This window comes from Actinokineospora diospyrosa (genome assembly GCF_024171925.1).
GTDB classification, from domain to species: Bacteria; Actinomycetota; Actinomycetes; order Mycobacteriales; family Pseudonocardiaceae; genus Actinokineospora; species Actinokineospora diospyrosa.
In genome coordinates this window covers 311,833-336,157 of the sequence record NZ_JAMTCO010000008.1, presented here as the reverse complement: position 1 = coordinate 336,157, position 24,325 = coordinate 311,833, and the positions used below count along the sequence as shown (strand labels likewise).

Here is a 24,325-nt window from a genome sequence, read left to right as displayed (position 1 = left end):
ATACGCGCTACATCACGACCCGGGTGACGCGGGAGGGGGAGGACGGGTTCCCGGTGGAGCCGGGGCGGTATCGGTTGGTCGCGGCGCGGGCGTGTCCGTGGGCGAACCGGACCATTATCGTGCGGCGGTTGTTGGGGTTGGAGGATGTGCTCTCGTTGGGGTTGCCCGGGCCCACGCACGACGCGCGGTCGTGGACGTTCGACTTGGACCCTGGTGGGCGGGATCCGGTGTTGGGGATCGAGCGGATCCAGGAGGCGTACTTCAAGCGGGATCCCGAGTACCCGCGCGGCATCACCGTGCCCGCCATCGTGGACACGACCACCGGTGCGGTGGCCACCAACGACTTCGCGCAGATCACGCTGGACCTGTCCACGCAGTGGCGTGAGTACCACCGCCCCGGCGCGCCGGACCTGTTGCCCGAGGCGCACCGGGCGGAGTTGGACGAGGTGAACCAGCGGGTGTTCACCGACGTCAACAACGGTGTCTACCGCTGTGGTTTCGCCGGGACCCAGCAGGCCTACGACTCCGCCTACGACCGGCTGTGGGCGGCCGTGGACTGGTTGGAGGAGCGGCTGACGACCCGGCGGTTCCTGGTCGGGGACACGATCACCGAGGCCGACGTGCGGCTGTTCACCACGCTGGTGCGCTGGGACCCGGTGTACCACGGGCACTTCAAGTGCAACCGCTCGCGGCTGACCGAGCTGCCCGCGCTCTGGGGCTACGCCAGGGACCTGTTCCAGACGCCGGGGTTCGGCGACACCGTGGACTTCGCGCAGATCAAGGAGCACTACTACGTGGTGCACAAGGACATCAACCCGACCGGCATCGTGCCGAAGGGGCCGGACCTGGCGAACTGGGTGACCCCGCACGGTCGCGAGGCGTTGGGTGGCAGGCCGTTCGGCGACGGCACCCCGCCCGGCCCGGTCCGCGAACCCGTCGACCCCGCGCACACCCCACTCGGTCAGTCCTAAGTAGATCAGCAGGTCTTCTGGTACGGCTGTGCGGGCAGGAACCTTGACCAGTCCTTTTCGGACAGTCCCTGCCCGTTGAGCCGGTCGCAGGCGGTGTGCGGGCCGGACGACCGGAGCCGGGCGAGCATGCCGACGTCCCAGATGTCGAAACCGGTGATGCCCTGGGTCACCAGGAGCCCCCGGTCGGGCAGGAAGGCGAGCGAGGTGGTCAGGACGTCGGTGGGCAGCGGGACGCCGAGCTGGCGCGGGAGCCGCTTGTCGGTGATGTCCCAGATCCTGGTCGACAGGGGCGCGCTGACCACCAACTCGGCACCGGTCGGGGAGAACCCCAGGGCGGAGATCACGCCGACGCCGGGGGACTGCCAGGACGTGAGCAGCTCGGGTTCGCGGGGGTTGGCCAGGCTCCACAGCCGGATGCCGCCGGAGAACTGGCCGACCGCCAGCATCGTGCCGTCCGCGGACAACGCGATGGCACCGCGGCGGGAGCCGAACTGGCCGGTGGGCACGGCACTCAGCACGGTCGGGTCGCGGGGGTCGCTGAAGTCGCGGATCTCCACGACGCCGTTCTGGGTCGACACCGCCAGCAGCGACCGCGCGTCGGACACCCGCACCTCGTTGACCGTGCTCTGGACGGTGAACGAGGCGATGAGCTCCGGTGTCGCGCGGCCACTCGCGTCGTGCACGGTCACCGCCCCGTCGTAGCCGCCGGTCACCACCAAGCGGCCGTGCTCGGCCCAGGCGAACGACGTCGGCAGCGTGGCGACCGGCACCGGGTCGCCGAGGCGCACCGGCGGCCCGGCGACCGGGATGTCCCACAGCTGGACCGCGGGCTTGCCGTCGCGTTGCCCCTCGGTCACGAAAGTGTGCCCGTCGGGGCCCAGCGCCGACCCGCCGCCCACCCTGCCCGACTGGTAGCGCACCGCGGGCCGCGCTGTCACCGTCCCCTTGGCGTCGACATCGGCCACGATCAGGTTGCCGTCGGTCGCGGTGCTGACGACCTTGCCGCCCACCGCCGTGAGGCTGCCCGCCGTGGACCCGCTGTCGTGACCCCTGATCGGCGGGGCCGCCTGGGTCGGCCGCTGCCCGGTGTCGTCCACCTGCCAGAGCCGAACCGCGCCGTCGTCGCCGCCGGTGATCATCAAGCCGTGCGGTTCGTCCGGTGCGGCGTCGCCGAGCTCGCCGCTGTGGGTGGTGAACGGCGGTTCCACGTCGGGTAGTTGGCTGACGTCGGTGAGGTCGGCCACGCCCCCGAACCGCATGGTGGTGACCGCGCCCCGGCCGTCGGCGATCACCAGGACGTGGTCGCCGCGGCTGAACCACAGGCGCACGATGCCCATGCTCTGCCCGGTCGCCGCGGGCTGGTCGAGCGCGCGCGGAGCCGTACGGTCCGTGACGTCCCACAGGGCGACCACCGCGTCCGACGTCCCGGCCGCCAGCACCCGGTTGTCCGCCGACAGCGCGACCGAGGTGCTCCGGCCCGACGACGGCGCGCCGACCACCAGGGGAGCGCCGATCTGCCGAGGAGCTGTCGGCTCGGCCAGGTCCCACAGCAGGACCTCGCCCTGGTCGGAGCCGGTGATCATGGTCTGCCCGTCGGCGCTCAGCAGCGGGCGCGGCGCGTCGAACGCGTCGTCGCGGGGGATCGTCGCGGCGACCCGGTAGCCGTTCTGCTCGGCGACGACCAGCACGGTGATGGTCTTGTTGCCGACCACGAAGCGGGTCCCGTCGCGCGACCACGCCGCGCCGATCACGGGCGAGCCGAACCCCGGCAGCGCCGCCACCTGCTTGGCACCGGCCCCGGTGAAGTCGAGCACGCGCAGGGACTTCGAGTCGCCCGCCAGCAAAAAGTTCCCGTCGGGCCGCCACGCGATCGCGGTGACCGGCCCGGTGGACCCGGTGATCAGGTCCCCCCTGCGCCGGGGATCGCGCGGAGTGGTGAAGTCCCACAGGGTGATGCCGTCGCGGGTGCCGACCGCCAGGGTCCGGCCATCCGGCGACAGGGCCAGCGCCGACACCGGCGAGGAGCCTTCCGGCAGCGTGCCCGCGTACCGGGACGTGGTGAGGGTCTGCACCAGCGCGGCCGCCGAGGCGTCACCGGGTGCGAGCCGGTGCGCCGCGACGTCGAGCTGCAGCGCGAGCCGGGGATCGGTGCCGCGCACGGCGTCACCGGTCAGCACGAGGGTCCTGGCGTCGGCGGCGCGCGCCTGCTCGGCGTTGCGCTCGCTCTGCGACAGCGCCAGACCCGCGCCCACCAGGGCGGCGACCAACAGGACCACCAGCCCGATGACCGCGCCGCGGCGCAACCACCGCCCACGGCGTTCCTGCGCGGTCGCGGCACGCAAGAACGCCGCCGAGTCGTCGTCGAGCTCATCGAGGTCGCGGGCCTGCTCCACGACCCCGCCCAGGCGCGCGCCCCGGTACAGCAGGGAGGAGTCGGCGCGACCCGCGGCCGACCAGGACCGGGCGTCGGCGCTGAGCCGCTGCACCGTGCCCAACCACCGCCGGTCCTGCTCGACCCAGTCCCGCAACAGGGGCCACGAGGTCAGCAGCACCTCGTGGCTGATGCGCACCACGTCCTGCTCGGTCGTGACCAGCCGGGCGTGGGCCAGCGCGCGCAACGCGGTCGTCGCGGGCTCCGACGGCAACCCGCGCACCAGGTCGGCCCGGTCCAGGCGCAACGCGGTGTCGACGGTCTCGTCGCTGACGCGCACCAGCCGGGGCAGCATCCGCCGCACCGCGTCACGGGCGGCCTCGTCCAACGACCCCAACAGGTCCTCGGCGCTCCTGGCGATCGCGCCGCCGATGCCGCCGACCTCCCGGTAGTCGCGCACCGTGAGGCGGTTCCCGCTGCCTTTGCGCCAGGTCATCCACAACGCGTGCGACATCAGCGGCAGCGCGCCGGGTTCGGCGCCCTGCCTGCGGGTCGCGCCCAACTCGGTGAGGATCAGCTCGGGCAGCGCCTCGTCGAGCCGCACACCGGCGGTGCGGGCGGGTTCCTCGATCGCCGCGCGCAACTGCTCCTGGCCCATCGGCTCGACGAGGAACTGCCGTGACCGCAACGTCTCCGCCAATGCCGGGTACCCCGTGGCCAGGGCGTAGAAGTCCGCTCTCAGCACGCCGACGACCGCGGCCCGCTCGGTGCCGCCCAGCACGGCGAGCACCTCGGCGAACGCGGCGCGCTCGTCCTCGCTGGGGCACAGGGTGAGCATCTCCTCCAACTGGTCGACCACCACGAGCACCGACCTGTCGCCCTCCGGCAGCCACTGCGCGGCCTTGAGCGGGTCGACCAGGGCCTCGTCGGCCGCGTCGCCGTCGGTCACGCCCAACGCGGTCGCCAACCGTCTCAGCGGACGCTCGCCAGGGGTGATCGACACGCAGCGCCAACCCAGGGTGCGGCGGACCCGGGGGAGGAGACCGGCCTGCACCAACGAACTCTTGCCACTGCCCGACGCCCCGACGACAACGAGCAGGCCACGTTCCCGCACGGCGTCGAGCAGGTCGTCCGATACCTCGCCGCGGCCGTGGAAGACCCGCGCGTCCTCTTCGGCGAAAGGCGCCAGACCCGGGTACGGGCTCCGGCCCGGCGGCGGGGGATCGGCGGCTTCGGCGGGGGTAGCGCCATCAGGTCCGCTGGTCGCGGTGAACGCGGCATTGGGCGCCAAGACCAACCGGCCCGCGCGGCCACCCTCCTGCCTGCGCGGCAGTGGAGCGCCGCGGGTCCGCATGGCCTGGAACAGGTGGTCGTAGGCGTCGTCCAGCGTCAAGGACGGCCCACCGCGCGGATCACCGTTGTCCAGCAGGCGGATCAGCTCGCCGGTGAACGTCGTGAAGGTCTCCTCCGGTGGCGCCAAGGCGAACTGCTCCGCCGAACCGAGCAGGTAGAACCCGTGCACGGGCGGGCTGTCGAAGATCCCCTCGAGGGTGGGCGCGCCCGCTTTCGCGCGACCGGAGAAGCAGCAGTCCAGCACCACGACCAGCGACGACGCGGACGCCGATGCCAGCGCCTGCCGCAACTCCAGGTACGAGTACGCCTGGTGGCCCGCCAACCCCGGGGTGAGCTCGCCGGTGTTCGCCGCCGCGAGGTACAGCTCGCCGCCCGGACCCCGCAGGCCGTGGCCGACGTAGTGCACCAGCAGCGTGGTCGTCGCCCGGGCGGCCTCCTCGGTCACCGCGCGCGCGATGTCGAGCGAGGACGCCGGGTTGAGCAGCAGCCGGACCCGGTCCGCTGGCATGCCGCAGACAGTGCTCAGCCGCTGGGCCAGCGCCGTCGCCGAGGCCGCCGCCGACGCGACGTCGGGCAGCGACGAGCCGGTTTGTGAACCCGCTTGTGATCCTGAGTGTGTGGCGGTGCCGATGACCAGCGCGCGGGCGCCGTCGGCGGCCAGGTCACTCGGGCTGCTCACCGGGGCCCTCGATGGCTTTGAGCACCCGGTCGACCTCGGCGTGCACATCGGCCGGGCTCAAGCCGCGCACCCGCGCCGCGTCGATCGTGAGCTTGGTGCCGTCGGGTCGCTCCAGTCGGACCGTCACCCGCCCGGAGCGGCTACGCACCCACGCCACCACCGAGGCGGCCACCGCCGTGGCCACCGGGCCCACCACGACCTCCAGGGAGTCCACGACCGGGCCGAGGACGTGGCTCGGCGGTGGTGACTCCACCGACCGCACCAGGCCGCGGAGCTGGTCGACCTCGGCCAACCAGTCCCGCAACGACTCCAGTTCCGCGACCCGGTCCACCGCATCGATCTCGACCCGCATACGCACCGTCCGGTCGTCAGTCATGACGTGGGGCGTTCAGTATGTCGGTGAAGATCCACTGACCGGAAGGTCACCGGACGGGTCAGGGCAGCACCAGGGTGAGCACGGCGTAGGTCGCGCCCGCGAAGAGCGCCGACATCGGGATGGTGAGGACCCAGGCGGAGACGATGGTCCTGGCCACGCCCCAGCGCACGGCGGAGAGCCTGCGGGTGGCGCCCACGCCCATGATGGCGGAGCTGATGGTGTGGGTGGTCGAGACCGGCGCGTGCAGGCCGATCGCCATGACGTAGAGGACACCGGAGGCGGTCAGGTCGGCGGCGACACCCCGCGCGGGGTCCAGTTTGACCACCCGGCGACCGAGGGTGCGCATGATCCGCCAGCCGCCCGCGTAGGTGCCCAACGCGATGGCCCCCGCCGCGGCGAGCTTGACCCACAGCGGCACGCCGGTGCCGCTGTGCAGGCCCGCGGTCGCCAGGGCGAGCACGATGACCCCCATGGTCTTCTGCGCGTCCTGCAGGCCGTGGCCGAACGCCAGTGCCGCGGCCGACACGCGCTGACCGGCGCGGAACCCGCGGTTGACCCGGCCGGGCGCGCCGCGGCGGAACAGCCAGGCGATGGCGACCATCACCGCGTAGGCGAGGCAGAACCCGATGAGCGGCGAGATGACCATCGGGATGAGCACCTTGCTGACGATGACCGACCAGTGCACGCTCACCGACCCGACCACCCCGGCGCCGATGAGCCCACCGATGAGCGCGTGCGAGGACGACGAGGGCAGCCCGCGCCACCAGGTGATCAGGTTCCAGGTGATGGCGCCAATGAGCCCGGCCAGCACCACGACCAGGCCGTCGGTGTCCCCGGGCGGGGAGATGATGCCGCTGCCGATGGTACTGGCGACCCCCTCCGACACCAGCGCGCCGACCAGGTTCATGACCGCGGCCAGCAGCAGCGCCGCCTTGGGGGTCAGCGCGCGGGTGGAGATCGACGTGGCGATGGCGTTGGCCGCGTCGTGGAACCCGTTGGTGTAGTCGAAGGCGAGCGCGATCACGACGACCGCGATGACGAGCGCGAACTCCACGTCAGGATTCCTTGACGGCGATTTGCTCGACGATGTTGGCGACCCTCTCGAACGAGTCGATCGCCGCCTCCAGCTGCTCCACGACGTCGCGCAGGCGCATCACCGTCAGCGCGTCGTAGGCACCGGAGAACAGGGTCGCCAGGCTCCTGCGGTAGATGCCGTCACCGAGGTTCTCCAGCCGGTTGACCTCGATCCAGTACTCGTCGAGCTCGCGCATGTCCCGCAGGCGGGGCATGGCGGCCGCGGTGAGCGCGGCGGCCTTGCCCAGCAGGTCGATCTGCTCGGGCACCCCCGGCGGCAACCCCTCGATCCTGTACAGGTGCAGGTAGTCGGCCGCGGCCTCCATGTCGTCCATGACGTCGTCGAGCGCGCCCGCCAGGCGGTAGATGTCCTCGCGGTCGAACGGCGTGATGAACGTCGAGTTCAACCTGCGCACCGTCTCGTGGGTCACCTCGTCGCAGCGGTGCTCGACCTCCCGCACCCGCTCGGCCACCTCGGCCCGGTCGGCTCCGGGGTCGAGCAGGTCGGTGAGCAGCCGCGCACCCTCGACGAGGTGGTCCGCCGACCTGCCGAACAGGTCGTAGAAGGCTGTGTCCGTGGGAAGGAGGTTGAACCGCACGGTGCACCCTAAGCATGCGCGTGCCGCGGCGCGCCAGGGGGAGGACCCCGCCAACAATCCGTGTCCGACCCGCCCGGCCCGTCCCCGACCGTCGCGCCGGGGCTGAGCTCCTGTTTACCAGGCAGACACTCGGGCGATCGCCGGGCGACACTCGCCCGCAACCCGTCGGCGGCTACGCGCGGTAGTCAACCGGGGGTGTGGCGGCCGGCGTAGGGTGGGGGTACCGAAGGTGAGTGGCCGCGTCGTCGCGGTGCCGCCCCCGGCGCACGAGCAACCCCTGCCCCGGTCGTGGGCCGGAGGCAGGAGCGCCGAGATGACCCCGGACCGGCCCGGTTCGCCCGAGGGACCCCTTCTTCCCCGGCGTTAGCCCGATCATCACGACTCCGTGGTTCCGCCGGAGGCCCCGCACCACCCCCCAAGCCGGACGGGCGCGTCCCGATCCGGCTCAGCCAGGGAGTTCCCATGCAGCCGTCCGTCCTCGTGCCCGTCGTGCACACGCCCCGCTCGCTCACCGACGTGTACGGCCCGGGGGTCGCCCTGTGCGCCCGGCCGGAGCTCGAGGTGGGCGCGCGGGCCGCCGCGCACCGGCACACCCGTGACGTCGTCTCCGCCCGACCCATCGCCGTCGCGGCTGATACGCCGGTGATCTGCAGCGCGGGCGGCACCGATCCGCAACTGCTGGGCCACCTGCGCGACAGCGGCCTGCCGGTCGGCGAGGACCTGCGCGAGTTCCGCGGCGAGGCCGAGTTCACCGCCCGGGTGCGCGAGGCGGTGGCCGAGGGTCTGCTGCTGGCGATGGAGTACCCGCAGCCCACCGCGCTGTGCCCGGACGCCAGCGCGCTCAAGACCGCCGGGCTCGTCGGCCACCTGAACAACAAGGCCAGCATCAACACCCTGGTCGACCCGCGCTTCCGCGCCCCGCGCACCGTCGTGTCCCGCGACGACCTCGCGGCGGCCACACCGGTCGACCGGTCGTGGGTCCTCAAGGCCGCCACCGACGACGCCCACGGCGGCAGCCTGGATGTCTACCTGCACCGCGCCGGGGAGCCGGTCGAGCTGCCCGCCTTCACCGGCCTGCTCGCGGAGTGCGTCGTGGAGGAGTACCTGCACATCCAGCACAACTGGGGCATCCAGCTCTACGTCGGCCCGGACGCCACCGCGCGGCTGCTGGCCATCACCGAACAGCGCATCGACGCGGTCGGCGTCTACGCGGGCGGCAAGTTCGGCCCGGTCACCGCGCCCCCGGCCGAACTGCTCGCCGAGTGCCTGGCCATCACCCAACGCGCCGCCGACCTCGGCTACCGCGGCCTGTGCAGCCTCGACTGCGCGGCGACCAGCACCGGCGGGCTGGCCGTGCTGGACCTGAACTTCCGCATCACCAGCGGCTCCATCCCGCTGCTGGCGCTGCAGGCCGTCCGCCCGGACTTCCTCGACCAGCCCGCCGAGTCGCTGAAGCTCACCGCGCCGGTGCCCCTGGCCGACCTGCTCACCCCGCTGCGCCCCGCCCTCGCCGCGGGCACCCTGCTCATCACCAGCGGCCACGACAGCTCCCGAACCGACAACCCGCTCCGCCAGAGCACCCTGCACCTGCTCATCCTCGGCGACGACCCGCACGAGATCGCCGCCCGCCGCGGCGCGCTGGAGGCCCGCCTGAGCCGGTGACCCGGTGGGTTGCGGTGGGTGCGGCGCGGGTACAGGGCAGGCATGGACGAATCACTGCCCTGCTCGTCCCCGTGTTGCACCCGCTTGCCCTGAGGAGGGTCCATGGTCGACGTCACCCGAACGTTCACCGTCCAGACCGCACCGGACGCCGTGCTCGACTACCTGCGGGACTTCGCGCGCGCCGAGGAGTGGGACCCGGGAACGATCCGCTGCGACCGCCTCGACGACGGCCCGGTCCGAGTGGGCTCCACCTGGCGCAACGTCTCCAAGTTCCTGGGCTCGGAGACCGAGTTGACCTACGAGCTCACGGCCGCCGAAGCCGACCGCCTCCGGTTCGTCGGGAAGAACGACACAGCCACCTCGACCGACGACATCCGCGTGCTGCCGGGCGAGCACCAGGGGACGAGCTCGGTGACCTACCACGCCCACGTCGAGTTCCACGGCGCGGCGAAACTCGCGGCACCGCTGGCCAAGATCGCGCTGGAGAAACTGGGCACCGAGACCGAGGACAACCTGGTGCGCATCCTCGGCGGCGCGACCACCTGAGCACCCTCCCGACGGCCTGGGGCCAGCCGCTGTGACCTGGCAGAATCGGCCCTGTGATCGACCTGCGCACGGCACCCGACCGGGAGTACTTCGCGGTAGTCGCCACCCATCTCGGCATGTTCATCGGCCGCTCAAGCTACGCCGGAGCCACCGCGTTCCTCGACGGCTACGACAGCGCGGCACGACGGTTGGGCGGCACCCTGCTGGACGGCTTCCGGGAATGGCTGATGGCCCGCCGTGGACACGAGTGCAACCACGCCTGGCCAGGCGTCGTCCTGCACCTGGCCCTCCCGGAAGGCTGGACTAACTCCGCCGACCTGCCCCCGGAAGCCGAGACCCGCGCCATCACCGTGCTCTTCGAACTGCTCGACGAGTTCCTCGCTGAGCGCGAGTCAAGCTGACCTGCCTGTACTGACCAGCGCGGCCGGGAACGCAGATGCAGTAGACGGGGCTCACCCTGGCGAGCTCCTCCGGTCGTGGCAGGTTCAGGCGTCGTGCGTGGCGGAGTGGGAAGAAAGTTTGGTCGGGGTGTCGGATCGGGGCCGGGGTGTTCGTTGCAGGGGTGAGGCGCTCACGCGGGGCGCCGGTGACCACAGGAGTTGAGCTTCAGATGGAGTACCTGGTTTCCGTGATCCACGACAGCGGCGCGCTGGCCACCGACGAGGAGCACGCGGCGATCGACGTGTTCAACGAGCGGCTCCAGGCCGAGGGGTACTGGGTCTTCGCGGGCGGGCTCGGTGGGCCGACGTCGGCCACGGTGCTGGACAACCGGGCGGACGCCGGGGTGGTGACCGACGGGCCGTTCGTGGAGTCCAAGGAGTTCATCGTCGGGTTCTGGATCCTGCGGGCGCCGGACCTCGACGTGGCGCTGCGGTTGGCGGCCGAGGGGTCGAAGGCGTGCAACCGCAAGGTCGAGGTCCGACCGTTCCTGTGAGCGACGCGCGGGCGGCGATCACCCAGGCGCACCACCGGGAGTGGGCGCGGGTGGTCGCCGCCCTGACCAGGAAGTTCGGCGACCTGGACATCGCCGAGGAGTCGACCGCGGAGGCCTTCGCGACCGCCGTCGAGCGCTGGCCCGCCGACGGCGTGCCGCCCAACCCCGGCGCCTGGCTGACCACCACCGCCACCCGCAAGGCCATCGACCGGATCCGCCGCGAGGCCAAACGCGACGACAAGCACGAGGAGGCCCGGCTGGTGCGCGACGACGACCCGCCCGAGTCCCTCGGTGCCATCGACGACGACCGCCTCCGGCTGATCTTCACCTGCTGCCACCCGGCGCTGGCCGTGGAGGCCCGGGTGGCGCTGACCCTGCGGTTGGTCGGCGGCTTGACCGTCGCCGAGATCGCCCGGGCCTTCCTGGTCCAGGAGACCGCCATGGGCCAGCGGATCACCCGGGCCAAAGCCAAGATCAAGACCGCCCGCATCCCGTACCGGGTCCCGTCCGCCGAGGACCTCCCGGCGCGCGTCACCGGTGTGCTCGCCGTGCTCTACCTGGTGTTCAACGAGGGCTACCTCGCGAGCGGCCCCGACACCGACACGGTGCGCCCCGGCCTCACCGCCGAGGCCATCCGGCTCACCCGCCTCATCCACACCCTCCTCCCCGAGGACGGCGAGGTCACCGGCCTGCTCGCCCTGATGCTGCTCACCGAGGCCCGCCGCCCCGCCCGGACCTCGACCACCGGCGACCTGGTCCCCCTGGACGAGCAGAACCGCGGCGCCTGGGACCCAGCGCTCATCGCCGAGGGCCACCGGCTGGTCCGCCAACGCCTGGCCACCGGCATCGCCCCCGGCCGCTACCAACTCCTCGCCGCCATCAACGCCGTCCACACCAGCGCCCGTGACATCCGCGACACCGACTGGTCGCAGATCCTCGCCCTCTACACCCACCTCACCAGCATCGACGCCTCACCCGTCGTGGCCCTCAACCGGGCCATCGCCCTCGCCGAGCTGGACGGTCCCGAGGTCGCGCTCGCGGCCGTCGACCGCCTCGAACCCCACCTGGCCCACTACCACCCGTACCACGCCACCCGAGCCGACCTCCTGCGCCGACTGGGCCGGACCGAACCCGCCCGCGCCGCCTACGACAAGGCCATCGACCTGGCGGACAACCCCGCCGAGACCACCCACCTCACCCGCCGCCGCGACCAACTCGGCTAGCCACGGACGTTTCCGGGCCTGGCCCCCCACTGCAGGTGCTGACCGACAACAGCTCCCAGCCATTGCCCACATCTCCGACCCGCCGAGATCCTCCACAAAGGACTCGCCTCACACGGCCGCACACCAGCGGCAAGGTCGAACACCTCGACCGGACCCGGCTGTGGCGCTTGGCCAGGCGTGGTTGCATTCCTGGCCGCGGCGGGATCAGCGCTGATCCCGGGGTCCGGTCACCGGGGGCGGTCAGGCAGGGAGTGCCAGTAGTCGACGGCGCCTTGGAGGACGGTGCGGAAGAGGGCGAAGTTGACCGGTTTGTAGATGTAGCTGTCGGCGCCCGCGGCGTAGCAGCGTTCGATGTCGGCGGAGGTTGTTGAGGAGGTCAGCACGATGATGGTCAGCGCGGCGAAGTCGGGGTCGGCGCGCACGGCGGACAGGACGCCGTAGCCGTCGACGCCGGGCATGGAGAGGTCGAGGAACATGAGGGCGGGGCGGGGGCGGGTGGGGTCGCGCAGGCGCTCGAGGACGGCGTTGCCGTTGGGCAGGAACTCCAGCAGGAGTTCGGGGTGCGAGCGCGACAGGGCGCGGTCGATGGCCTCGCGGTCGACCTCGCTGTCCTCGACGACCAGCACGAGGTTGGCGTCGGTCAGGCTGTCAGTTCGGTCCACGCGGTTCCTCCGTTGGGGTCCACGGCGGTGAGCTCGACCCGCGCCCACTCCGCGTCGCCTGCCACCTTCGCCCTGATGTCGGTCGAGCGGCCCGCGACGAACCGGGCCAGGTGGTCGGGCGGGCAGCCGGGGTGCGTCAGCTCCCGGAGGGCGTTCTCGACGGCGCCGAGCACCTCGTGCGCGGGCAGCACGCGGTCGAGCGCGGTGACGCCGAGGTTGCGGACCGCGAGCACCGCGACGTCGTCGTTGACGTGGTAGCGGCCCGCCCCGGCCAGCAACGCCTCGACCATCTCCGCCACGGGCAGCTCCCTGGACCTGGTCAACGTCAACGGCAGCTCGGTGTCGCCGTAGAAGCCGCCGTCGGCGTCGCGGGCCTCGATGAGGCCGTCGGAGAACAGCACCAGGAGCTCACCGGGCAGCAGCCGGTCGGTGGCGGGCCGCAGGTCCAGCTCGGCGAACACCCCCACCAGCCGCCCCCGGCACCGCGACTCCACCACCGTCCCGCCCCGGCGCACCAGCAGGGGAGCCGGGTGCCCCGCCGACTGGGTCTCCACCCACCACTCACCCCGCGACCCCGGCCGCAACGTCGCGGTCGCGATGGTCAGGAACCGGGTGATCCCGTCCCGCAGCATCTTCCGGTTGAGGATCCCCAGCGCGTGCGGCGCCGGGCCGCCCTCGGCGAGCACCGTCTCCAGCGTGTGCCGGGCCAGCCCGGTCAGCGCCGTCGCCGGGGCGCCCCGCCCGCACACGTCGCCCACCAGCGCGACCACGGCCCCGTCCGGTTGGTCGACCACCCCGTAGAAGTCGCCACCGACCTCCAGGGCGTGGTCGGCGGCGTTGTACCCGGCGGCGAACTCCAGCCCGGGCACCGTCGGCAGCACCGCGGGCAACAGGTGCTGCTGCAACGAGGCGACGTCGTGGCGGCGCTGCTCGTACAGCGTCGCGTTGTCGATCGCCAGAGCGGCGCGGCTCGCCAGGTCGTGCAGGAACCGCGTAGTGACCCGCTTGGCCGGGGTGCCCCGGTGGAAGAACGTGAGCAGCCCGACGTCGCGGCCCCGGGCCCGCAGGACACCCATCGTCATCGTGGCCAACCCCACCTCGACCGGCAGACCCGCCGCGACCGGGCCGTCCCCCGCGCGGGCGGCACCCGCGATGACCGGCTCACCCGCCCAGTGCCCGGCCCGCAGGTGCTCGGCGAGCAGGGCCTCCCGGCGCGCGTCGACGTGCGCGGCGGCGACCTGCACCATCCGCTCCTCCCGCCGGATGTGCACGGCCGCGCCGTCGGCCAGCGCCGGGACGACCATCCGCAGCACCGCCCGCAACGTGTCGGCGATGTCGAGCGAGGCGTCCATTCGCAGCGACGCCTCGGCCAGCAGCGCGTCGACGGCCTGCAGGTCCTCCAGGGTGCGCTGCTCGCTGATCCGGTGGTCCGCCGCCACGACCACCTCGATGACCTGCGACAACGCCGTCGTCAGCAGCTCGGTGTCGCTCCCGTCGGCCACGGTGGCCAGCCCCAGCAGGCCCCGCCCGCCCTCGGCGACGTCGAAGGCGATCAGCAGCAGACCGTCCCCGCCCGAGGCCGCCGCGCGGGCGGCGAGACCGGGGGAGCGGCGCGCGAGCAGCGGCAGCGGCACGACGACGCCGTCCTCGGGCAGGTCGACGACCAGGTCGGCGATGTCCGCGGCGAGCCCGGCCGCCGCGCTGTGCAGCCCGGTCGCGTCGGCCCACCGGGTCACCAGCACCTCGTCCGCGGGCGACAACCGGCCGCCGAGCACGGCGCGCACACCGGGCAGCTCCAGCAGCCCCGAGTACAGCTCGTCGGCGAACTGCCTGGTGCTCACCGACGCGAACGCCGATCGCCACAACCGGTGCAGTCGGTCCGGCCAGTGCCCTTCTCGGTTCGGGTGCACGCTTCCACTTCGCTCGTTCGGGGACGCCGACCCAACTGTAGGGTCCTGCGGGTGTGTCGACTGCACGAGCGTCGACCGGACCGGCGGGGGTGTGCGGGTGGGCACGGGCGATGAGGGCGGGTGGCAGCCCGATGACCGCGAGCGGGCCGCCGAAGTGGAGTCCGGGACCCCGTTCGACCTGTCGGTGTGCCTGAACGAGCCGATCCACCGCCTCGGCGGCATCCAGTCCTACGGCGCCCTGCTCGCCATCGGCGCCGACGGGCGCGTCGAGGTCGCCAGCTCCAACTGCGCGGCGCTGCTCGGCGTCCCCACCGACGCGGTGGTCGGCACGTCCGCCGAGGCGCTGTTCGGGTCGGCGGGGCTGGCCGCGGTGCACGCCACCCTCGCGGCCCCCACCGGCGACCGCGGCATGCTCGCCCTCACCCTGGGCAGCCGGGGGTTCGACGCGACCGTCTACCGCGCCGACGGGCGGGTCGTGGTCGAGTTGGAGCCCGCCACCGCCGAGCGGCCGTTCGTGTTCTCCCACTTCTACCCCGCCGTGCGCACCGCCCTGGTCAAGCTGCAGCACGGCCGCACGGTGGTCGACGTCTGCGCCGCCGCCGTCGCCGAGATCCGCGCCCTGACCGGCTACGACCGCGTGGTCGCCTACCGCTTCGAGGGCCCCGCCGGGCCGGGCGAGGTGATCGCCGAGTCCGTCGCCGACGAGCTGGAACCGTGGCTGGGCCTGTGGTTCCCCGCCACCGACATCCCGCCGCAGGCGCGCAGGCTCTACGAGCGCAACTGGATCCGGGTCATCCACGACGTCGACGACGACACCGCGCTGCTGGTCCCGCAAGTGCTGCCCGGGGCCGGCGACCCGCTCGACCTGTCGGACTCGACCCTGCGCACCGTGTCCGGGTTCCACCTGGAGTACCTGCGCAACATCGGCGTGCGCTCGTCGATGTCGGTGTCGCTGCTCAACGGCGGCAGGCTGTGGGGCCTCATCGCCTGCCACGGCCTCGAACCCCGCAGGCTCAGCGCCGAGGTCCGCGCGGCGTGCGAGTTCTTCGGCGTCACCCTGTCGTTGCAGCTGGCCGCGCTGCAGGACACCGAGGCCACCAACGCCCGCCAGCACGCCCGCACCGCGCTGTTCAGCCTGGTCACGGCAGGCGCCCTGCTGGCCGACAACGACGAGCTGGCCCGGTTGATCGTGGCCGACGCGGTGGTGGTGCGACTCGGCGGCCAGGCCACCGTGTCCGGTGCCGCGCTCGACGACGGTGCCCTCACCGCGCTGTGGGAGCACGTGCCCGCGCTGGCCGCGGGGCAGGTGTGGAGCTGCGAGAGCCTCACCGAGCTCGACCCGGTGTTCGCCCGGTACGCGACCGGGTTCAGCGGGGTGCTGGTGCTCGCCCTCGACGGGACCGGCGACCTGGTGGCCTGGGTCCGCCGGGAACGCCGCGCCGCCCGCACCTGGGCGACCGACCCCGACCAGCCGGTCCTCCTGGGCCCGCACGGCCAGCGGCTCACCCCGCGCGGGTCCTCGGCGGTCTACCAGGCGGTCGTGCGCGGCCACTGCCTGCCGTGGACGGGGGCCGACGCGGCGGTGGCCGAGGAGTTCGGGCACGCCGTGCGCACCTCGGCGCTGCGCCGCGCCACCGAACTGGCCGCCCTCAACGACGAACTGCGCCGCGCCAACGACGACCTCGACACCTTCACCCACGTCGCCGCGCACGAGATGAAGGAACCCCTGCGCGGCATCGCCACCACCGCCGCGTTCATCACCGAGGACGCGCCCGAGCTGGACGCGGTCACCGCGCGCAGGCTCGGCACCATCCAGAAGCTCGCCCAGCGGATGGACGAGCTGATCAACAGCCTGCTGCACTTCGCCCAACTCGGCCAGGGCGCCCTGCACCGCGTCCCCGTCGACCTGCGCACCGCCACCCTGCAGGCCCTCGAGGTCGCGGGCATCCGGCTGGCCGAACACGACGTCGAGGTGACCCTGCCCGAACCGGGCAGCACGATCTCCGCCGACCCCGAACGCCTCCAGGAGATCCTGGTGAACCTCCTGGTCAACGCCGCCAAGTACGCCAACCCCCACCCACCCCGCACCGTCACCGTCGGCACCACCCCCGGCAACCCCCCGGCGGTCTACGTCCGAGACAACGGCATCGGCATCCCCACCGCCCACCAAGAAGACGTCTTCCGCCTCTTCCGCCGCCTGCACCCCCGCGACTCCCACGGCGGCGGCCACGGCGCGGGCCTGGCCATAGTCGACCGCATCATCCAACGCCACGGCGGCACCCTCCGCCTCGACTCCACCCCATCCCAAGGCACCACCGTCTGGTTCACCCTGGAACCCGAGCCCGACCAACCGCAGTAGCCGCAGGAGAGCCGGCCCCGGTGACCCAAGCCCGTCGCACAGCCGTCAGACCACCGGCGGACGCAGTGGGTCGTAGCGGTCCCAGTCCAGGCGCCACAGGGCGTCGACCCCGTGGGTGCGCACGAAGTCGGTCTCCGAGTCGTGCGTGGGGAACGCGCCGAGGATCTCGACGGGGTCCTCCCCCGGTAGCGCGATCGGGTCGAGGTGCCAGGGCTCGTTGCGCTCGGACAGGAGCAGGTGGTGCAGTGGCGAGCCCTCGACGAGCGCACCCGCGTACCCGATGGTGTGGCCGGGGTCGAGCGGGTTCAGGCCGCGCAGCACGGCCACCGATCGAGCGGGCACCTTGGCCCACTCGACCTCCCCGGAGCGGACGGTGATCGAGATCTCCCGGCCGCCGGACGGTCGGATCAGCGACAGGCCGTAGGTGAACCCGGTGACGTAACCGGGTTCCGGCACGTCGGTGTAGACCACCGCCAGCACCCGGCCGTCGTTCGGCACCCGTGGCCGCATTTCGTGCAGCTCGGGCACGACCTCGGTCATCGAGTTCAGCCTCGCCAAGTAGTTCGCGAGCCGCTGCGGGGTGTCGCGCTCAGCCATCCGGATCTCCGCTCCGCCGCTGTCGTCGATCCGGGGCCATCAGTCCGGCACCCCGGGCGGCAGCACGTACCAGTTCTGGTGGGAGTCCACCCAGGTGCCCTCCCCGTCGATGTACGAGTTGAACTCGTCGAAGTCGTTGGAGGAGATGCGGTACTCGGTGACGTCCTCCAGACCGTTCGAGTTCTCCAGCGGGTACTCGTACTTGCCGAACCTCTCCTGGAACCCGGGCTTCATCTTGTAGATGTAGAAGCCGTCGTCGTGGCCGATGCCAGCGTACTGCGCCGCACCACCGGCCTTGTTGGACAGGTAAGCGGTCGGGTGGTCGCCCTTGTGGTTGGCCGCGTTGAGGCCCTTCAGCTCCGCGGCCTTGTTGCCTTCGCCGGGCGAGCGGAAGATGTAGGTCACGCCGTCCTTGCACGTGTTGTGCACCAGGACCGGGGTGGCGCCCGCGAACACGTAGAAGGTGTGCAGGTCGGCGACGGTGAGGTTGTACACCTCGGCGAGCCGGGCCGAGTGCGGGCGGATGCCCGCCACCCGCAGCGCGCTCCCGGTCGGACTCGCGAGCAGGTCGCCCGCGTCGAGCGCGTCCGCGCGCTCCCACCGCTTGTCGGTGGCGTTCCAGAACGGGTGGTCCTCGGTGACCTGGATGGTCGTGCCGTCGGTGAACGCCAGCTCATAGGACAGGTCGGCGTGCGGCCAGGTCGCCTGGACCTTGCGGGGTCCCGCCTGGCCGGTCTCCGGGTCGGTCGCCAGCACGACATCGCCCGGCACGACGTCCTTGATGGGTTTGCTGGAGCCATCACCCATCAGCACCGCGGTGTCGCCGGTGAAGCTGCAGAACGCCCCGGGGTTCTCGAGCGTGCTGAGCAACTGCTTGTCGGCGGCGGCCGCGATGCCCGTCCGGGTCCGGCCCTCGACCTCGAGTTCGGGTGCCCGGACCCGGACGCCTTCGGCGAGCATCCACGCGTTCAAGGCCGTGAACAGCAGGTCCCAGCCGTCGGGGCGGTGGTTGCCGATCCGGTAGGACCACTCGCAGAACGGGCCGGGACCGGCCATGTCGTTGTTGCACAGGTAGGACGCCCAGTGCACGACGGCCTGCTGGTAGGTCTCGCCGGGGGCCATCGGTACCGGCCCGCTGAGGAACATCCCCTTCTTCATCTCCGCTGCGGTGGGCAGCCGGTGGCCGAAGATGATCGGTTGCTTGTTCGGGTCCCCGGTCCCGTTGAGCAGCTCCTTGGTCCGCTTCTCGACCGCGGCCGTGGGGCAGACACCGGTCTCGCCGTAGATCGCGCACCCGGCGGACTTGGCCGCCACGGAGTTGGGGTTGTTCGTGGCGCAGCCGTCGCAGAACTCGCCGGTGGGGTCGGCGAAGGTCGTGGGGTTGTCGTTGGCGTAGGTGTAGCCGGTCCACGAGCCCGGGTCCTGGAGGTTGAGGACCGGGTCGACGGAGATGAACTTGCCCGTGGTCGTGTCGTACTTGCGGGCACCGATGTCGACCAGGCCGGTGGCGGCGTTGGTCGGCATGCCGAGGAACCCGCGGTTGTCCGCCCACGGTCCACCTTGGACGGCACCGACCGGGTTGCCGTACGGGTCGGCCTCGCGGCGGGTGACCGCGAACCCGACCGCGGACACCGACACCTGCGTGGTGCCGTGGTGGTCCGAAGACAGGTACTCGGGGTTAGCCGACCCGACCCGCCGGGCGACGAGCGTGCCGTTGTGGCTGTAGTAGCGGGTGCCGGTGATCGTGCCGGTGGCGGTGTCGCGGGCGAACTCCTGACCGGGCAGGTAGAGGATCACCTTGCCCGGCTCGCGGCGGAGGAGCTGCATGCCGTCGGCGTCGTAGACGTAGGTGGTGTCACCGGTGGGTGACTGGACCTTGGCGAGGCTGCCGGTCTCGGTCCAGGTCAGCGTGTGCGAGCTGCCCGCGAGGGTGCGGTTGGTGGTGTTGCCCGCGTTGTCGTAGGTGTAGCTGGTCGAGCTCGACCCGCCCGGCCCGGTTGTCGCCGTGGCGGACAGCGAGTGCGGACGGGTGCCGGTCGGGCTCGGGTAGGTGTATCCGGTGGTCGTGTCGGCCTGGCCGATGCCGTGCTTGGTCTGCCCGGTGCGCAGGCCCACGGTGGAGAACGTCCACGACGTCCAGTACGGATCCGGCCCGCCCACGGTCGTCGCCCCGGGGGCGGTGCTGGGCTGGCCCGCGCAGCTGTCGGTGGCGGTCCAGGCCTGGCTCAGCCGGTCCAGGGAGTCGTAGCCGAAGCACTGGGTCCGGGTGCCGCCCGGTCGGGCGTTGACGACCTTGGTGAGGTTGCCCGCCGGGTCGTAGGTGTAGCGCAGGTCGTCGACCAGCGGTGTCGCGGCCTGCACGGACAGGTTGGTGTGGTCGACGACGTGGGTGCGCGGGTCGCGTTCGAACGTCAGCGTCGCGGCGTTGTTGCCGGAGCTGAGCTGGAACTGGGCAGGCTCACCGGAGGCCGTGTAGGTCGAGCCGGAGACGTAGTCCCACACGTTGCTGCGGGTCTCGGTCTGGTTGCCGTACTTGTCGACCACGAAGGTCATGGCCTCGCCGGGCAGCCCGCCCTTCGTGGGCGGCGTCATGCCGGTGAGCAGGCCGGTCGTGGTGTAGGAGTACGTCGTCGTGTACAGCCCGTTGAGCCCGGTCTCGGCCGCCGGGATCTGCACGACGTTGTTGGTGGGCAGGCCGACCGCGTTGTACCCGCTGACGCCCTCGGAGTAGTTGCCCGCGGTGGTGTACCTGGTGGTGGAGGCGAGCTTGCCGACACCGGCGGTGGCGGTGTCGAAGGCCCACGACGCGAGCTTCACCCGACCCGCGCCGACGCCGCTGTACTCGGCGGTGCGGCGGCCCAGCACGTCGTAGTCGTAGCTGAGCACCTGGCCGCGGGCGTCGGTGCTGGAGCTGATCTGCCCGGCGAGGTCGTAGGCCCGGGTGGTCTGCCCGGCGTCCGGATCGGTCGCCCCGGTCTGCCTGCCGAGGAAGTCGTACTGGTACTCCCACTTCGTGCCCGCGGCGTCGGTGTTGCGGATCAACTGGTTGAGCGCGTTGTACTCGAAGGTGGAGACGCGGGCGGTGCCACCGGAGACGACGTTGCCGGTCACGGTGGGCTGGGTGGTGTACTCGCGCCGTTCGACGGTGTTGCCCCTGGCGTCGGTGACCTGCGCCCTGGTGACCCCGCCGGTGGGCGGGAAGGTGGTGACGCGGTCGCCGCCGTAGACGGTGGTGGTCGTCGCCTTGGGGGTGAGGCCCTGGTAGGACACGGCCCGCACCACGCGGCCGCTGCCGTCGTAGCCGGAGACGGACCGGTCGTCGACGGAGGCGTCGGGGACGGTGACCATCGTTGTGCTCGGGACCCCGGTGGTGACGTAGCGGTTGTGCGCCTTCACCGGCCAGCCGTGCGAGTCGTAGAAGGTCTCCGTCACGATCCGGTTGCTCACCCCGGCGGGGTTGCTGATGTCGTCGGACTGGGTCTGCCTCGGCTTGCCCGCCGCGTCGAACAGCGTGATCGCGGTGACGTAGTTGGTGCCGGTGCCGTAGTCGACGAGCTTGCGCGCGGTGACGGCGAGGGGTCCGTTGTCGCGCACCAGGTAGCTGTAGGTCGAGTTGGGCGTGTCGCCCGGGTTCGAGCCCGCGGGCTTGACGCGGCCGGGGTTCCAGACCGCGGTGGTGCGGCCGAAGCTGTCGTAGGTCGCCTCGGTGACCCGGCCGCCCACGTCGACGGCCTTGGTGGTCATCCCGTGGCTGGGTTCCAGGGTGGCCGACGAGGTCTGGTTCTTCGGGTTGGTGGTGACGACCTGGGACACGATGCCGCCGTCGGCGGGCGTGTAGGCGGTCTTGGTCTCCTGGGTGAGCGCGTCTTTCTGCGACACCGGGCGACCACTCGCGTCGAAGGCCGCCGTGGCCGTGGTGGTGAAGGTCAGGTTCCCGCTGGTGTTGGCTGTCGCGGTGTCGGTGCGGGTGGCGTCACCGGCGCCCGCGACGGTGCCGAGGGTGCTCTGGCCGTCGTAGTAGACGCGCTGGGCGGAGACGATCGGCGCGGGTGCGGTGACCGGTCCGGTCGTCGGGCACGCCGCGGCGGAGGACCAGGTCTCGGCGGTCTTGTCCCGGATCCAGGAGGTGGTGTTGTCGGCGTAGGTGCTGGTGGAGCACTTGTCCGGCACGCCGTCGGCGGTCTCGCTGGTGGAGACGACCCGCCCGAGGGTGTCGTGGCGGTTGGTCGACGTGGCGGTGCGGACGCCGCCCGCCGCGAGGTCGGTGATGGCCCGGGTCCGGGTCGTCACGACGATGTCCGCGGTGGCCGCCGGGAGTCCGGTCCTGGCCCGGGTGGCCGTGGTGGCGAGCTTGGTCCGTTCGATGATCGACGAGCCCAGCCGCGCGCCGCCCGACCCGAGGTAGTTCTGGGTTTCGAACGCGCTGCCCGCGAACAGGTTGTCGTCCGCGCGGACCTCGCCGAGGGAGTTGGTGACCGTGACCGACCGCTGCTGGTTGCCGGGCAGCGTGTCGCCGTTCATGCCGCGGAAGTAAGTGGTGTTGCTGAGGGTCTGCGCATCGGGGACGCCGTCGATCAGGTTGCCCGGGTTGCCGGTGCGCGTCTCGACCTGACCGTAGCCGCGGAACTGGCCGTAGGTGCGGTTCGCGGGCTTGACGAGCTCGTTGTCGTCGTAGTGCCACGCGGGCGTGCCGAGGTAGCTGTAGTCGGTGCGCTGCGTGGGGGTGAGCCCGTTGCTGTCCTGCGACTCGACTCGGCTGACCGGGTAGATGTGGAAGAAGTCCAGCGTGGGGTTCTGGTTGAGCGGCAACGTCCAGTAGACCGGGTAGCACCGTTTGGTGTTGTTGGGCAGGTCGGTGGGGACCGTCGTGGAGGTGCACTCGGCGGGCAGGTAGGTCACGGCGACCTGGCCGCCGAATCCGGTGGCCACGTTGGTGACGCGCCAATGCGCCATCGCGGGCTGACCGTTGTACCCGGAGACGCGGTTGTCCAGCAGCTGGCTGGTGAAGACCAGCGGCGGCATCGAGGTCGCCGTCGTCCCCGACTCCCAGGCCGTGCGGACGAGTTGGTCGAGCCGCAGTTCGGGATCGCCGATCGACGGGAAGGTCTGGGTGAGGGCGTAGGAGTCGACCTTGATCGGGCCCGCGCCGGTGTTGTACTGGGTGGTGATGGTCGTGAGGCGCTTGGTGGACCAGAAACTGGGGGAGTGGTTGTTGCAGGTGGCGCCGGAGAGGCATTGCTGGTCTTGGGGTGTGTCCGGCCAGGAGGCGGCGTTGGCGGCGGTGAATTGGGCCGGTGCGCAGGTGATCGCGCCCGACGGGGTGCAGCGCTCGGTCACGTCGAAGGCGACCTGGCCGGGAACGGTCGCGCCGTAGACCGACCCGGCGGTCTTGCGCAGGCCGTAGTCGATGCGCTTGAGGGTGCCACCGCGGGTGTACTGCACGCCGGTGGTGCCGGTGTTCGCGCCGTAGTAGTTGGTTTCCGGCGTGTAGTAGTAGAGGGCGGCGTTGCCGTGCGGGTCCTCGACGTAGTCCAGGTTCCACCGCCACGCCTGGTTGCATTGGGACTGCGCGAAACCTGCTGCGTTGTAGCAGGGGTCAGCCGAGCGCGGACCGTAGACCGGGACGGTCCAGGTGGAGTTGGTGGTGTCCTGTGTGGTGCGTCCGGGGCCGTCGTTGCGGCCGAAGTAGTACTGCGTGCCGTCGGTGGTGGTGATCCGCCAGTGCTCACCGTTGCGGGCACCGTTGGCGACACCGGTCAACAACTCGACCCGGGTGCCGTCGTCGGCGGCCGGGCGCCAGCTCCCGTCGGCGTCGTTGCGGATCAGGGCGGTGGAGCGCCCACCCAGGCTCATCGTGACGATCTGCCCGGCCCAGCACAGGTCGCCCGTCCGCTGGGCTTGCGGCAGGGTCGTGTCCTCGCCGCAAGCCCGGTAGGTGCGTTCGATGAAGCCGGGTGAGTAGTCCCAGCCCTGGCCGATCCACGAGCTCTGGTTGTTCGTCGCGGAGGTGCGTCCGTCCACCCGCGCGGAGCTGTAGGCCAGCGTGACGTCGGGCAGCGCGCTCTCGCCGGTGGCCGTCGGGGGCAGCGGGATCGGGTAGCTCCACGTGAAGCCGCCGGTGTTCCCGCTGACCGCCCACGAACCGGTCGGGCTCAGCGAGCTCGCGGAGAACGAGCCGTTCGGGCCGGAAGCACCAGCGGTCGCGGCCAGCACCGTCATCTTGTTCGCGCTGACCGGGAGCACGGTGGTCACGGATTGGGCTGCCTGGTCGTTGGTGGCGGCGATGTCGCTCTGCACCTGGCAGGCGGGCTTCTCCGGGGTGCTCAGGGCGCACTCGGGTAGCCGAACGAGCCGCAACCTGCTGCCCAGGTCGGCGCCACCGGCGAAGCGGAACGACGAGTAGTCGATCGACACCGTCGTGGAGTCGAGGTCGCCCGAGGTGGGCCGGAGCCCGAGGAGGACGCCGCGCACGCCCGCGCGTTCGGCCACGGATCGGTCGGCCACCTCGACGTGCAGTCCGGGCTTGGCGGCGCGCGCGGTCGCCCCCGAGGCGACCTTCACCGGCAGTGAGCCCGCTTGGCGGGGGGTGGGGACCCTGGCGCCGCGTTCGGCGGCGTTGGTGGGTTCAGCGGCGCCGGTCGGCTGGTCGGTGCCCAGCACGACCTCGGCGGATCCGGCGGCGGGCCAGGTCGTCGCGCCCCGCGGCGGGTCGACCCGCACCGGGGTGGCTCGGTGTGCTGGGGAGACGAAGTCGGTGTGCGGGATCACCTTCTCCGCCGGGGCCTTGGGCAGTCGCGACGGCGCCGCGGCCACCGGCGTCGGCGAGATGACCGTGGGCGCGGTGGCGAGCAGCACGAGTGCCAGCACCAGCCCGAGAAATCTGCGCGGCCGAGAGAATCGACGGAAAAGGACAGCGTCGATCGACAGCTCGTAATTCATTGTCACGCCCCAGTGGTGAAACAGCCCAATCCAGCGACCGCCCAAACAAGTGGACACTCAACCAGAAGTC

At 71.9% G+C, this 24,325-nt stretch carries 15 protein-coding genes; 7 read left to right on the top strand and 8 right to left on the bottom strand.

Annotated features, from left to right (window positions below; genetic code table 11):
- The first annotated feature begins 11 nt into the window (after positions 1 to 11).
- Positions 12 to 971, top strand: coding sequence for a glutathione S-transferase family protein (locus LV75_RS17600; protein ID WP_253888144.1), 960 nt, complete (start codon positions 12 to 14; stop codon positions 969 to 971).
- 5 nt (positions 972 to 976) lie between these two features.
- Here LV75_RS17600 and LV75_RS17595 read toward each other — a convergent pair whose 3' ends face one another.
- Genes LV75_RS17595 through LV75_RS17580 form a run of 4 tightly spaced genes read right to left on the bottom strand, consistent with a single transcriptional unit; the run spans position 977 to position 7,423 of the window.
- Positions 977 to 5,374, bottom strand: coding sequence for a caspase, EACC1-associated type (locus LV75_RS17595; protein ID WP_253888005.1), 4,398 nt, complete (start codon positions 5,372 to 5,374; stop codon positions 977 to 979).
- Positions 5,358 to 5,750 carry an effector-associated constant component EACC1 gene (locus tag LV75_RS17590; RefSeq protein ID WP_253888004.1) on the bottom strand — a complete coding sequence of 131 codons (393 nt, stop codon included), beginning with the start codon at positions 5,748 to 5,750 and terminating at the stop codon, positions 5,358 to 5,360. Before LV75_RS17590 ends, LV75_RS17595 begins: the two co-directional genes overlap by 17 nt.
- Positions 5,751 to 5,808: 58 nt before the next feature.
- Positions 5,809 to 6,804 carry an inorganic phosphate transporter gene (locus LV75_RS17585; protein WP_253888003.1) on the bottom strand — a complete coding sequence of 332 codons (996 nt, stop codon included), beginning with the start codon at positions 6,802 to 6,804 and terminating at the stop codon, positions 5,809 to 5,811.
- 1 nt (position 6,805) lies between these two features.
- Positions 6,806 to 7,423, bottom strand: a complete 618-nt coding sequence (locus LV75_RS17580) for a DUF47 domain-containing protein (RefSeq protein WP_253888002.1) — start codon at positions 7,421 to 7,423, stop codon at positions 6,806 to 6,808.
- Positions 7,424 to 7,885: 462 nt separating this feature from the next.
- Here LV75_RS17580 and LV75_RS17575 point away from each other — a divergent pair, with 462 nt between their 5' ends.
- From LV75_RS17575 to LV75_RS17555, 5 genes are all read left to right on the top strand, one after another.
- Complete coding sequence (locus LV75_RS17575) at positions 7,886 to 9,085, top strand: hypothetical protein (protein ID WP_253888001.1); 1,200 nt, start codon at positions 7,886 to 7,888, stop codon at positions 9,083 to 9,085.
- A gap of 102 nt (positions 9,086 to 9,187) precedes the next feature.
- Positions 9,188 to 9,631, top strand: a complete 444-nt coding sequence (locus tag LV75_RS17570; protein ID WP_253888000.1) for an SRPBCC family protein — start codon at positions 9,188 to 9,190, stop codon at positions 9,629 to 9,631.
- Between the two features lie 53 nt (positions 9,632 to 9,684).
- A complete protein-coding gene (locus LV75_RS17565; RefSeq protein ID WP_253887999.1) occupies positions 9,685 to 10,032 on the top strand; it encodes a hypothetical protein in 348 nt (115 codons plus the stop codon).
- 209 nt (positions 10,033 to 10,241) lie between these two features.
- Entirely contained in the window at positions 10,242 to 10,565 is a 324-nt protein-coding gene (locus LV75_RS17560) for a YciI family protein (RefSeq protein ID WP_253887998.1), read from the top strand.
- Positions 10,562 to 11,788, top strand: a complete 1,227-nt coding sequence (locus LV75_RS17555) for an RNA polymerase sigma factor (RefSeq protein WP_253887997.1) — start codon at positions 10,562 to 10,564, stop codon at positions 11,786 to 11,788. Before LV75_RS17560 ends, LV75_RS17555 begins: the two co-directional genes overlap by 4 nt.
- A 227-nt stretch (positions 11,789 to 12,015) precedes the next feature.
- Here the strand turns inward: LV75_RS17555 and LV75_RS17550 are convergent, their stop codons facing one another.
- Both LV75_RS17550 and LV75_RS17545 read right to left on the bottom strand, forming a co-directional pair.
- Positions 12,016 to 12,450: a response regulator gene (locus tag LV75_RS17550; protein ID WP_253887996.1), complete on the bottom strand. Its 435-nt coding sequence runs from the start codon at positions 12,448 to 12,450 to the stop codon at positions 12,016 to 12,018.
- Positions 12,429 to 14,291, bottom strand: coding sequence for a PP2C family protein-serine/threonine phosphatase (locus LV75_RS17545; protein ID WP_253887995.1), 1,863 nt, complete (start codon positions 14,289 to 14,291; stop codon positions 12,429 to 12,431). Before LV75_RS17545 ends, LV75_RS17550 begins: the two co-directional genes overlap by 22 nt.
- 166 nt (positions 14,292 to 14,457) lie before the next feature.
- Between LV75_RS17545 and LV75_RS17540 the strand changes: the two genes are divergently transcribed.
- Positions 14,458 to 16,719, top strand: a complete 2,262-nt coding sequence (locus LV75_RS17540; protein ID WP_253887994.1) for an ATP-binding protein — start codon at positions 14,458 to 14,460, stop codon at positions 16,717 to 16,719.
- Positions 16,720 to 16,764: 45 nt separating this feature from the next.
- On the opposite strand, the gene LV75_RS17535 is transcribed toward LV75_RS17540, so the two are convergent.
- Both LV75_RS17535 and LV75_RS17530 read right to left on the bottom strand, forming a co-directional pair.
- A complete protein-coding gene (locus LV75_RS17535; RefSeq protein WP_253887993.1) occupies positions 16,765 to 17,316 on the bottom strand; it encodes a suppressor of fused domain protein in 552 nt (183 codons plus the stop codon).
- A gap of 39 nt (positions 17,317 to 17,355) precedes the next feature.
- Positions 17,356 to 24,183 (bottom strand): polymorphic toxin-type HINT domain-containing protein, encoded by a 6,828-nt coding sequence (locus LV75_RS17530; protein WP_253887992.1) that lies wholly within the window; start codon positions 24,181 to 24,183, stop codon positions 17,356 to 17,358.
- Between the last annotated feature and the right edge of the window lie 142 nt (positions 24,184 to 24,325).